The organism is SAR202 cluster bacterium (assembly GCA_016872285.1).
In the GTDB taxonomy this organism is placed as follows: domain Bacteria; phylum Chloroflexota; class Dehalococcoidia; order Lucifugimonadales.
Genome location: VGZZ01000009.1, coordinates 54889 through 65717 on the forward strand (window position 1 = coordinate 54889; position 10829 = coordinate 65717).

General features: G+C 59.3%; 11 protein-coding genes. 2 read left to right on the top strand and 9 right to left on the bottom strand.

The window, feature by feature from the left end; genetic code table 11:
- Positions 1-2 precede the first annotated feature (2 nt).
- The 5 genes from leuB to FJ320_04365 form a co-directional block, all read right to left on the bottom strand.
- Positions 3-1103 carry a 3-isopropylmalate dehydrogenase gene (gene leuB / locus FJ320_04345; GenBank protein MBM3925204.1) on the bottom strand — a complete coding sequence of 367 codons (1101 nt, stop codon included), beginning with the start codon at positions 1101-1103 and terminating at the stop codon, positions 3-5.
- Positions 1103-1696 carry a 3-isopropylmalate dehydratase small subunit gene (leuD, locus tag FJ320_04350; protein ID MBM3925205.1) on the bottom strand — a complete coding sequence of 198 codons (594 nt, stop codon included), beginning with the start codon at positions 1694-1696 and terminating at the stop codon, positions 1103-1105. The genes leuB and leuD overlap by 1 nt, the downstream gene beginning before the upstream one ends.
- On the bottom strand, positions 1697-1918 hold the full coding sequence (locus FJ320_04355) for a CopG family transcriptional regulator (GenBank protein ID MBM3925206.1): 222 nt from the start codon (positions 1916-1918) through the stop codon (positions 1697-1699).
- Between the two features lie 478 nt (positions 1919-2396).
- Positions 2397-3800, bottom strand: a complete 1404-nt coding sequence (leuC, locus tag FJ320_04360) for a 3-isopropylmalate dehydratase large subunit (GenBank protein MBM3925207.1) — start codon at positions 3798-3800, stop codon at positions 2397-2399.
- A 91-nt stretch (positions 3801-3891) separates the two neighbouring features.
- Entirely contained in the window at positions 3892-5457 is a 1566-nt protein-coding gene (locus FJ320_04365) for a 2-isopropylmalate synthase (protein MBM3925208.1), read from the bottom strand.
- Positions 5458-6068: 611 nt separating this feature from the next.
- Between FJ320_04365 and FJ320_04370 the strand changes: the two genes are divergently transcribed.
- A complete protein-coding gene (locus FJ320_04370) occupies positions 6069-7970 on the top strand; it encodes a S9 family peptidase (GenBank protein MBM3925209.1) in 1902 nt (633 codons plus the stop codon).
- Between the two features lie 45 nt (positions 7971-8015).
- Here FJ320_04370 and FJ320_04375 read toward each other — a convergent pair whose 3' ends face one another.
- The 3 genes from FJ320_04375 to FJ320_04385 are packed head-to-tail and all read right to left on the bottom strand — an operon-like array spanning position 8016 to position 9160.
- Positions 8016-8300, bottom strand: coding sequence for a hypothetical protein (locus FJ320_04375; protein ID MBM3925210.1), 285 nt, complete (start codon positions 8298-8300; stop codon positions 8016-8018).
- 4 nt (positions 8301-8304) lie between these two features.
- Positions 8305-8721, bottom strand: coding sequence for a hypothetical protein (locus FJ320_04380; GenBank protein MBM3925211.1), 417 nt, complete (start codon positions 8719-8721; stop codon positions 8305-8307).
- 19 nt (positions 8722-8740) lie between these two features.
- Positions 8741-9160: a PPOX class F420-dependent oxidoreductase gene (locus tag FJ320_04385; GenBank protein MBM3925212.1), complete on the bottom strand. Its 420-nt coding sequence runs from the start codon at positions 9158-9160 to the stop codon at positions 8741-8743.
- A gap of 20 nt (positions 9161-9180) precedes the next feature.
- Here FJ320_04385 and FJ320_04390 point away from each other — a divergent pair, with 20 nt between their 5' ends.
- Positions 9181-10602: a CapA family protein gene (locus FJ320_04390; GenBank protein ID MBM3925213.1), complete on the top strand. Its 1422-nt coding sequence runs from the start codon at positions 9181-9183 to the stop codon at positions 10600-10602.
- 120 nt (positions 10603-10722) lie between these two features.
- Here FJ320_04390 and FJ320_04395 read toward each other — a convergent pair.
- A partial coding sequence (locus FJ320_04395; protein MBM3925214.1) for an IS110 family transposase occupies positions 10723-10829 on the bottom strand: 107 nt, incomplete at its 5' end.

The following is a 10829-nucleotide window of genomic DNA, read 5'->3' on the forward strand; positions in this document are numbered from 1 at the left end:
GCCTAAGCCGCGGCGACCAGTCCAGTTACGCGACGGCCCATCTCAGCGGTGCTAAGGGGCTTGCTTCCTGGCTTGGCTATGTCAGCAGTCCTATAACCGTCAGCCAGAGCCAGCTCCACTGCCCGCTCTATTGACTCGGCCTCTCGATTTAAGCCCAAGGACAGCCGCAGCATCATAGCGACGCTTAAAAGGGTGGCTACGGGATTTGCGATGCCTTTGCCAGCGATGTCAGGGGCGCTGCCGTGGATAGGCTCATAGAGTCCCAGTGCAGGCCCACCAGCACTCTTGGCGGAGGGGGCGAGGCTGGCGGAGGGCAGCATGCCCATGGAGCCTGCCAGCACGGCGGCTTCATCAGTCAAGATGTCGCCGAAGGTGTTTTCGGTGACTATTACGTCGAACTTGGACGGGGCGCGGACTAGCTGCATGGCTGCTGTGTCTACCAGCATGTGATCTAAGGCTACGTCCGGGTACTCTCTCGAAACTTCAACAGCTAGTTCCCGCCACAGGCGGGACGTTTCCAGCACGTTGGCCTTGTCCACCGAGATGAGTTTTTTACGACGCGTCCTGGCTAGTTGGAAACCTACATGGAGGATGCGGCAGATCTCGGCCTCAGTGTAGCGGAGGGTATCGACACCGCGGCGGCCGGTGGGGGTCTGCCACCGACGTTTAGGTTTGGCGAAATAGAGGCCGCCGGTGAGCTCTCGCACCACCATCATGTCGACGCCCTTGAGGACTTCGGCCTTAACGGGGCTGGCGTCGATAAGCTGCGGGAACACTTTGACGGGCCGCAGGTTGGCGAAGAGGTTTAATCCCTTGCGCAGCGCCAGCAACCCTTGCTCGGGTCGGACTTTGGCTTTGGGGTCGTCCCATTTGGGGCCGCCTACCGCGCCGAAGAGGATGGCATGGCTACGGCGGCACATCTCCAGAGTCTCGTCGCGCAAGGCGACGCCATGCTTGTCTATGCTTACTCCGCCGATGTCGCCGTAGGAGAGCTTGAAGGCATGACCGTAGAGGCCGCCCACGGCGCCGAGGGCTTTGACGCCCTGCTCGACGACCTCGGGACCGATGCCGTCGCCTGGGAGGACTGCGATGGAGAAGTTCATTAGGCTATGCCTGCCTTACGTTCGTAGGCAGTGATTTTGTCCTCATTCAGCAGGGAGAGGCCGATGTCGTCCAGACCGTTGAGGAGACAGTAGCGGCGGAAGGGGTCGACTTCGAAGGAGGCCTCGAAGCCCTCCGAGTCCGTAATCATCTGAGCCTCTAAGTCCACGGTCACCTTATACCCAGGCTTGGTCTTGGCCCTAGACATCAGAGTTGCCATCTGCTCATCGGTCAACTGGACGGGCAAGAGACCGTTTTGGAAGCAGTTGTTGCGGAAAATATCGGCGAAGCCGGAGGCGATGACGGCGCGGAAGCCGTAGTCGCCCAGGGCCCAGGGGGCATGCTCGCGGGAGGAGCCGCAGCCGAAATTGCGGCCGGCCAGCAATACCGTGGCGCCTTTATAGCGGGGCTGGTTCAGGACGAATTCAGGATTGGGCTTGCCGTCGGGGAGGAAGCGCCAGTCGTTGAAGAGGAACTGGCCGTAGCCGGTGCGCTCGATGCGCTTGAGGAACTGCTTGGGGATGATCTGGTCGGTGTCGACGTTGACGCGGTCGAGGGGGGCGGCGACGCCGGTGTGTTTGGTGAAGGGTTGCATCTAGTTCTCCCTTGTCGAAAGCTTCTTCAATACATCTTCAAAGCGAATATAAGGCTCATGGGCAGTTTCTTCAAAGGCAGCCAAATCCTCAGCGTCCTCTTCCAAAACGTGACGCACCGCCTCATTGACCAGGCTGGAAAATGACTGGCTGGTATTTGATTCCTTCAACCTAAGCGCCTCATAGAGATCAGCGTTTATGTAAACTGTGGTTTTCTTAAGCATGGCGGCTTATTTTCTAGTGTCTAAAACCCTTACTCGTATAATGCCAAGCCTTGGCTCTGCATCCAATTTTTTGCAGTAAAATGGTCTACGATTATGTTCTTTTTTAAGGTGATAGATAGCTGATGATTCTAACTTCGTACAACGAATCAAGAATTGCTCCTTTGCATTGGGGAGTACCCTCCAGCGTCAAACCTGCCATCTGCAAGAAGAAAACCGTAATATTCAAGAGGAGTTCGGTCCCCTTTTGTTTCGTTACATCCATCATAGCTTGAACAGTCATATGCTGTGTTCTCAGAACAGTCACAGCCACCACGACCGTGCTTGTCCGGAATAATATGATCTCTTTCTCTTCTCAGATATCCGTTGCCGCTATTGGTGCTTGGAACGAAGAATCGCCTCCCACAGTATGCACATGTTCTGCGATTGTCGTTTTGAGTTAGCACGAGCTTCTCACCTCCTAGGTTTGTAATAGGAGAAGTTATTTCCACTCCCTTATATCCACAAAATGGCCCGCGATGGCGGCTGCGGCGGCCATCTGAGGGCTGACCAGGTGGGTGCGGCCGCCTTTGCCCTGGCGGCCCTCGAAGTTGCGGTTGGAGGTGGAGGCGCAGCGCTGGCCGGGTTGGAGAATATCGGGGTTCATGCCGAGGCACATGGAGCAACCCGCCTCGCGCCAGTCGAAGCCGGCGTCCTTGAATACGCGGTCGAGGCCTTCAGCCTCGGCTTGCTTTTTGACCAGGGCTGAGCCTGGAACGACCATGGCGTAGACCTTAGGGTTCACCTTTTTGCCTTTGACCACCCCTGCGGCGTTGCGCAGGTCTTCCAATCGGGCGTTGGTGCAGGAGCCAAGGAAGACGCGGTCGATGGCAACGTTCTGAATGGGGACGTTGGGTTCCAGGCCCATGTAGTCTAAGGCCCGTTCCGCCGCCTGCTTGTCAGAAGTCGATTTGAAGGAGGCGGGGTCGGGGACGCGGCCAGTGACGGGGGCCACCATGCCCGGGTTGGTGCCCCACGTCACGAAGGGCTCCAGTTTAGCGGCGTCGACATGGACTACTTTGTCATATTTAGCGCCAGGGTCGGTGGGCAGGCGGCGCCATCGTTCGACGGCTTCATCCCAGGCCTTACCTTTGGGGGCGTGGGGACGGCCTTTCACATATGCGAAGGTAGTGTCGTCGGGGGCGATCATGCCTGCTCGGCCACCGGCCTCGATGGACATGTTGCAGACGGTCATTCGGCCTTCCATGGACAGGCCTCGGACGGCCTCGCCGGTGTATTCGATGACGTGGCCGGTGGCGCCGTCGATGCCTATCTGGCCGATGATACCGAGGATGAGGTCCTTGGCGGTCACGCCGAAGGGGAGCAGGCCGTTAACCCTAATCTCCATGGTCTTGGGCTTGTTCTGCAGGATGCACTGAGTCGCCAGGACGTGCTCCACCTCCGAGGTGCCGATGCCGAAGGCCAGAGCGCCGAAGGCGCCGTGGGTGGAGGTATGGCTGTCGCCGCAGACGATGGTCTTGCCGGGCTGGGTGTAGCCCATCTCGGGGCCGATAATGTGGACGATGCCCTGGTTGGGGCTGGTCATGCCGTAATACTTGACGCCGAATTCCTTGACGTTCTTCTCCAGGGCTTTTATCTGAGCCAGGGCGATGTCGTCGGTGATGGGCTTGGTGCGCTCCCAGGTAGGGATGTTGTGGTCAACGGTGGCGATGGTGAGGTCGGCGCGGCGGAGGCGGCGGCCCGCCATGCGAAGGCCATCGAAGGCCTGGGGGGAGGTGACCTCGTGGACGAGGTGGAGGTCTATGTACAGGAGGGTAGGCTTGCCCGGTTCCTCATGGACTACGTGGGCGTACCAGATTTTTTCGAACGTTGTTTTGGGGGGCATAGTCACACCTATTTCGAATTCGGTCTTAAGCAGCATACGCAGGCTGTGGACGCCTGCGTATGCTGCTCGAACTAGTGTAAAGTCGATAATGCTATGGGTTAGGCATCCCCACCATGGACGAGCGTTTCTGTGCGCCTTCCATAGCCAGCAGTCTGTTAAGGGCGTTCATGTAGGCCTTGGCGCTGGCTACGATGATGTCCGTATCGGAGCCCTTGCCGACGTAGAGCCTATCGCCGCTTTCAATGCGGACGGTGACCTCGCCCAACGCATCGATGCCCTCAGTAATGGCTTTGACGTTGTACTCGGCCAGCTTGTTGGGGGCTTTTACGATTTGGTTTATGGCCTTATAGGCCGCGTCGATGGGGCCGGTGCCGGTGGCGGCATCGGTCTGGGGCTTGCCGTCGGGGCCGATGAGGCGCACCGTGGCTGTGGCTACCTGGTGGTTGCCGCAGGAGACCTGGACGTGGTCGAGGGTGTAGGCGGGGGCCTCGGTGGCGGCGCGGGTCTGGTCGGACATTAGCGCCTCGAGGTCGCGGTCAGTGACCTCGCGCTTCTTGTCGGCCAATCGCTTGAAAGACTCGAAGACCTGGTCCAGCTCGTCCTTGGACAGTTTGTAGCCCAGTTCCTCGAGACGGGCGCGGAGGCCGGCGCGACCGCTGAGTTTGCCGAGGACCAGGGAGTTGCCGCTGTGCCAACCGATGGAGGCGGGGTCCATGATTTCATAGGTGTTGCGGGCTTTGATGACGCCGTCCTGGTGGATGCCTGAGGCGTGTCGGAAGGCGTTCTGGCCGACGATGGCCTTGTTTGGCTGGACTGGGAAGCCGGAAATGTCGCTGACTAGGCGGCTGGTGCGGTATATCTGGGTGGTGTCGATGTTGGTCTTGACGCCCAGGAAGTCCTTGCGGGTCTCGATGGCCATGATGATCTCTTCCAGGGCTGCGTTGCCCGCGCGCTCGCCAAGGCCGTTGATGCACCCCTCCACCTGCCGCGCGCCGGCCTGGATAGCGGCGATGCTGTTGGCGGCGCCGAGACCCAGGTCGTCGTGGCAGTGGACGCTGATGGTGGCCTTGTGGATGTTGGGGACGTTCTCGCGGATGCGGCGGATAAGGTTGCCGAACTCCTCAGGGATGGAGTAGCCGACGGTGTCGGGTATGTTAAGGGTGGTGGCGCCGGCGTCGATGACGGACTTAAGCATGAGGTAGAGGAACTGGGGGTCGGTGCGGCTGGCGTCCATGGCGGAGAATTCGATGTCAGGGCAGTAACTCTTGGCCCGGGCCACCATGTTCACCGCCATCTCCAGGACCTCTTCGCGGTTCTTCTTGAGCTGGTGCATGAGATGGATGTCGGAACTGGAGACGAATACGTGGATTCGAGGGCGCTCGGCCTCGCGGAGGGCTTCCCAGGCCTTGTCGACGTCGTTGGGGTGGGCGCGGGCGAGGGAGGCGATGGAGGCGCCGCGGACCTCGCGGGCGATGGTGGAGACGGCCTCGAAGTCGCCGGGGGAGCTGGCGGCGAAGCCGGCTTCTATGATATCGATGCCTAGCCTTTCGAGCTGTTTAGCGACCTCCAGCTTTTCGGAGGTAGTCATGCCTGCGCCGGCGGTCTGTTCGCCGTCGCGGAGGGTGGTGTCGAAAATCTTTACAATATCCTGCGCCATGATGGTTTCCTTTCTCGCGTTGTCCTTTTTATTTCCTGGATGCGCCCGACCTCTTAAAGACCACTCCGATGAATCGGAGCGGTCATCCCATCCCTAACTAAGGACAACGCAGGCCGCCAGAGAGAGCGCTGCCATAGCCCCCCTCCGGTCGGCGGTCTGCGCCTGCAACCTCCAAACTGTAGCAACCCTTCATACACCCAACCTTTTCCAAAATAAAAAACCCGTCCACAAAAGGGACGGGCATAATTCCCGCGGTACCACCCTACTTCCCCGATAAAATCGGGACGCTCGGCGCTTTAACGGTGCGTTCCGTTCAGTCCTACGTTAAGTTTTCGGACTGGCCGCTCCGGGGCGAGTTCGCCACCTGGGCTTCCTGCCTTGCACCTACCGGCAGGTCTCTGAAAGGCCAGGGTAGAGCTACTGCTCCCCATCACTGCGTTTGCTTTTTTCGTAACCTTGGGATAATACCACGACGGTCAAGGGGGTGGCAACAAGGATTTGTCAGTGGTGCGACCAAAACGCTTCCAAGCTGCCTCAACTACCCTACATTGTCAATACTTCAACCCTTGGTGCTAGAATACCGCCATCTCTGAACCTTAAGGAGTCTCGACATGCCTGCCCATTACTCTCGCGGCGCTACATATAAGGAAGCGCCTCAACTGCCCGACGACCCCATCATAGACCTTCTGGCCGCCACCAACTCGAAGGTGGAGCATCTCGACCTGTCGCCGGACGGGAAGCGCATCGCGTATGTTTCCGCCCAGAGCGGCGGCTATGACCTGTGGGTGTGCGACATCGACGGGAAGAACAACCGGCGGCTGGTGGACATGTACCCGGAGGAGTGCCTGAACCCGTCGTGGTCACCAGACGGACAGTGGGTGGCGTGGACGGCTCGAAACGACGCTTTCAAGATACGGGCCGACGGCTCGGAGCCGCCCATCAACCTCACCTACGGCTGGGGACCGTCACGAGGGCACGAGTTCATTCGGTGGACACCGGACGGCAAGCGCATCGTGTTCATACACATCGGCGGCAACGGGTACATGCAGGTGTGCTCGGTGCCCACGGCGGTGCCGACGGGGAAGATACGGCCTCACTGGATTACCAATGAGGAGTTCAACTCGACGGACGTCTTCGTGTCGCCGGACGGCAAGCACGTGTGCTTCATGTCGGACAGGTCGGGGTACGCGGACTTCAAGAGGATGGACGTATGGATAGCGCCCATCGAAGGCGGCGAGGCGCGGAACATGACGCCGAACACCTTCGAGCATTACGACTACAGGCCCAGGTGGTCAACGGACGGGAAGAAGCTGGTGTTCACCAGCGACAAGAGCAACTTCAGGAAGGTTGGGGTCATCGACGTCGCTACGGGCAAGATAAGCTTCCCAACCAGCGGCGACTACGATGAGTACAATCCGCGGGTGTCGCCGGACGGGAAGTGGATTGCATACGTGGCGAATATGGGGTGGACGTTCCAGGTCATCAAGGTAGCCATCGACGGGTCCAGCAAGCCGGCGCAGCTGACCAAGGGGGACGCGGTCCATGGCGGCTTCGACGCCTACCAAGTGCGGGGGACTATCCGGTGGACGCCGGACAGCAAGAGCATTGTGGCGACTCGGATGGACCACGCGCACACCAGCGAGGTCATCGTCATTCCGGCGGAGGGCGGCGAGCCGAAGCAGATAACCAACGTAATGCCCAAGGGCCTGGAGAACTTCAACTTTGTCAAGCCGGAGCTAATCAAGTACAAGAGCAAGGACGGGCTGGAGGTGCCGGCATTCCTGTACCGTCCTCCCAACGCGGGAAACAAGAAGACGCCGCTCATCATCTACGCCCGGGCCAACACCAAGGGACTTCACGTGCGGGGGTTTTATCCCATCATCCAATACTTCGTGTCGAAGGGCTACTCGGTAGTCGCGCCGGAGGTGAGGGGGTCGGCGGGGCTGGGCAAGCAGTACGAGTTTTTGAACTATGGGGACTGGGGAGGCGGGGACATCGACGATTTCGCGTACTCGGCCTTACACCTCATCGAGCAGGGCTTGGTGGACAAGGACAAGGTTGTCATGCAGGGAGGCAGCACGGGCGGGTTCTTTGTGTGCGACATGATTTTCCGGTACCCGGACCTGCTGAAGGCGGCCATCTGCTTCTATGGCCCGCCGGACCTGATCCACTCGTGGCGGATGAGCAACGGGGCAGGTAAGCCGGTGCTGGGGGACGTGGTGGCTGGCGACCGGGGCGGGCCGGACATGAACCCGGAGCACTGGATGAAGCGGTCGCTCATCTACAACATCGATAAGGTCAAGACGCCGCTGTTGATACTGTGGGGCGATCGGGACGGGGTGCGAATATCGATGGCGGACGACTACTTCCGCGTCGCCAAGGAGAAGGGGCTGTACACCGAGTACATCCAGTACAACTGCGAGCCGCACGGCTGGTACCACTGGCGACCAGAGACGCTATCAGACTGCATCCGACGGATGCACGCGCACTATAAGAAGTTTACCGGCGTGTAAGAGCAATCTCGGGCCGTCCGCCGCGGCGGACGGCCCGTCTAGCTTTTAAGCCACCTCAAACCTTTCGGACTCCGGGGGCTTAGACCACAACGCCTCGGCGCCTTTCATGGCGGCGGCACGCTGTGGGCTGGCGCGCCAGCCTTCGTAGACCTCGTTGCTGGACCACGTCACCAGGGTGGTGATTTTGGAGGGGTCCTTGTGGGAAACGAGGGTGACTCGCGTGCCAAAGCCGGGCCATCTGCTTTGGGCTTTGCCGTTGCCTTCCAGGAGGCGCTTGGCCTCAGGAATTTTGTCGGCCTTGGCCCAGTGGTGAGTTAAGACTCCAATCATGGTGTCACCTCGTAAGTAAGAATATGGCGCCGCCGGCCATCAAGATACCCATCACCTTAGTCGCCGAGGCGTGTTCACCCAAGAAGAGGAAACCAAGGACCGCGGCCACGGCCATGTTCATGGCGTAGATGGGCACCACCTGGGAGGCTGAGGCCTTGCTCAGGGCGGTATAGAATCCGATGACGCTGATGGTCAGGAACACGCCCGCGATTAGCAGCATCAGGGTGGCTTTATTACCGCCAAGGCCATCCGTGAAACTGGTGCCTTTGGCAGCCGCCCATATGATGGCAGCGGCGGTAAGGATGAGGTTGTTTATCACTACCGCGAGTTCGGGGGTGATATTGCGTAAGCTTATTTTGAGGAAGGTTATCATGAAGCCGTAGCTGACCATGGCGAGGAGGATCCAAGTCAGGTAACTCAAAGGTTCACTCCTTATAGTGCTACGCTTTGGTGCCGTAGATGCGTTGGGGTTCGACGATGACGACGGCTCGTTTGTCTTTGGTCATGGCCTTGTCGTAGTCATTCCAGTCCGGGTGTTCCTGGCCCGAGGCGGCGCGGTAGACGTCTCGGAGGGCCAGTCGAAGCTCTTCGTGGTCGGTGTTGTCGCGGTCCATGATTTTGGCCTGGCCCTCCAGGACCACGTAGCCCCACCAGTCCTGCTGGGACACGAGGATAGAGCACTTGGGGTTGCGTTTGAGATTGGCGAGCTTGGCCCTGCCGGCGGTGGTGGTGAAGGCTACACCTTCTTTGAATGGGCCGCAGCTAACGAGGCTCATCTGTACGGCCCCGTCCTTGCGGAAGGTGGATACTACGCCGTAGTGGTTCTGTTTGATGAAGCGTTTGACTTTATCTGGCAGCATATTCGACCCCCACACTTGCGATGCCTGGATTTGCAGGCTATTGTACACGATGTCCTTTGAGGCTAAGGAAGGCTTGTAAGGGAGGGCGTATGGTCTACGATTCGCCCAAGGGGAACATCAGCATCCTGGTGGCCGGCGACGCGATGATTACGCGTCGAATATCGATGTTCAAGGAGCCGTCTTTCACCGAGCTGGTAGACCTTATCCGCTCCACCGACGCCAGCCTAGTGAACCTGGAGATGCTGTTCCACAACTTTGAGATGAGCTGGAGCAACAAGGGCACTATCTCCTTCCAGGTCTCGGACCCGTCTAACCTGGCGGAACTGAAGTGGATGGGCTTCCGGGCGGTGACCACGGCCAACAACCACTCTTACGACTACAACGAAGCCGAGTTTATGACCACGCTGTCACACTGCAAGGAGCAGGGGCTGTTGCAGGCTGGGGGAGGCCGGAACCTGGACGAGGCCCGCGCGCCGGCGTACATCGACACGGCGGGAGGGAGGGTGGCGCTGATGAGCGCGACGACTACATATTCGCCGGAGTCGAGGGCAGGTTTCGGGCGGCCCGAGTTTCCGGGGAAGCCAGGCGTCAACGCGCTTCGCCACACACTTATACATAACGTGCCAAAATCGGCCTTCGAGGCGCTCAACGAGGTAAACCGGGGTCTTGGATATGAGGACCTGGAGGAGGCGCGGCGCCGCTTTCTACCCACCGGCGCCGAGGAGTACGACCGCGCCGTGGAGACGCGGTTCTTCGAGAACCGGTTCAAGCTGGGAAAAGACTACTCGATGGAGACCTATTGCAATAAAGAGGACCTGACGGGGATTGAGAAGTGGATTCGGAGCGCGCGCCTGACGTCGGAGTGGCCTATCTACGGCGTACACTGCCACGAAAGCGGCGCTGGCGGCGAGCAGCAGAGCTCCGGCACCCGCACCGCACCGCCGGACTTTCTAAGGGAGTTTGCCCATTTCTGCATTGACCAGGGCTGCGCTATGTTCTTTGCTCACGGGCCGCATTTTCTCCGTGGCATTGAGATATACAAGGGCAAGCCGATTTTCTATAGCCTGGGCAACTTTATCTTTCAGAACGAGACGGTGCAGTGGGTGCCGGACCCGGCATATAAAGGCCTAAAACTTAGCTACAATCACGCTGCCGGCGACTGGGGTTACGCCCGCTCAGACGGGGGACGTTTCGGGTTCGCGGCGCACAGGGCGTTCTATCGAAGCGCGGTGGCGGTCTGCCGATACACCGGTGGGAGCTTGAAGGAGGTCCGGTTATATCCTATCGACCTGGGGTTTGGGGAGCCGATGGGGCAGCGGGGGAGGCCGGTAATGGCGCAGGGGCAGGTTGCTCATGAGATCCTGGGCTGGATGCAGGATGTGTCCAAGCCTTTTGGAACCAGGATTGCCGTTGAGGGGGATGTGGGGGTGATAAGGGTGTAGGAGGTAAAAAGGAACACGCAGCATAGCGATGATATGAGGGACCGAGTTACCGTCATAACAGATTCCCTTCGACCAGGCTCAGGACAGGCTTCGACTGCGTCTCAGCAACCGTCTTTAGAGTTAGGCATAAATCACCTTAGGAGAAAGATGCCAAGGGGTCTTATGTTTGAGCATAGCGTTGAGGATGGTAAGGAGCTTGCGCATGCAGGCCACCAGGGCCACCTTCT

Coding starts and splice junctions, on each gene's coding strand:
- FJ320_04365 (MBM3925208.1), bottom strand. CDS start 5,457: ATGGCGCAGGATATTGTAAAGATTTTCGACACCACCCTCCGCGACGGC.
- leuB (MBM3925204.1), bottom strand. CDS start 1,103: ATGAACTTCTCCATCGCAGTCCTCCCAGGCGACGGCATCGGTCCCGAG.
- FJ320_04390 (MBM3925213.1), top strand. CDS start 9,181: ATGCCTGGATTTGCAGGCTATTGTACACGATGTCCTTTGAGGCTAAGG.
- leuD (MBM3925205.1), bottom strand. CDS start 1,696: ATGCAACCCTTCACCAAACACACCGGCGTCGCCGCCCCCCTCGACCGC.
- FJ320_04355 (MBM3925206.1), bottom strand. CDS start 1,918: ATGCTTAAGAAAACCACAGTTTACATAAACGCTGATCTCTATGAGGCG.
- FJ320_04375 (MBM3925210.1), bottom strand. CDS start 8,300: ATGATTGGAGTCTTAACTCACCACTGGGCCAAGGCCGACAAAATTCCT.
- FJ320_04370 (MBM3925209.1), top strand. CDS start 6,069: ATGCCTGCCCATTACTCTCGCGGCGCTACATATAAGGAAGCGCCTCAA.
- FJ320_04385 (MBM3925212.1), bottom strand. CDS start 9,160: ATGCTGCCAGATAAAGTCAAACGCTTCATCAAACAGAACCACTACGGC.
- leuC (MBM3925207.1), bottom strand. CDS start 3,800: ATGCCCCCCAAAACAACGTTCGAAAAAATCTGGTACGCCCACGTAGTC.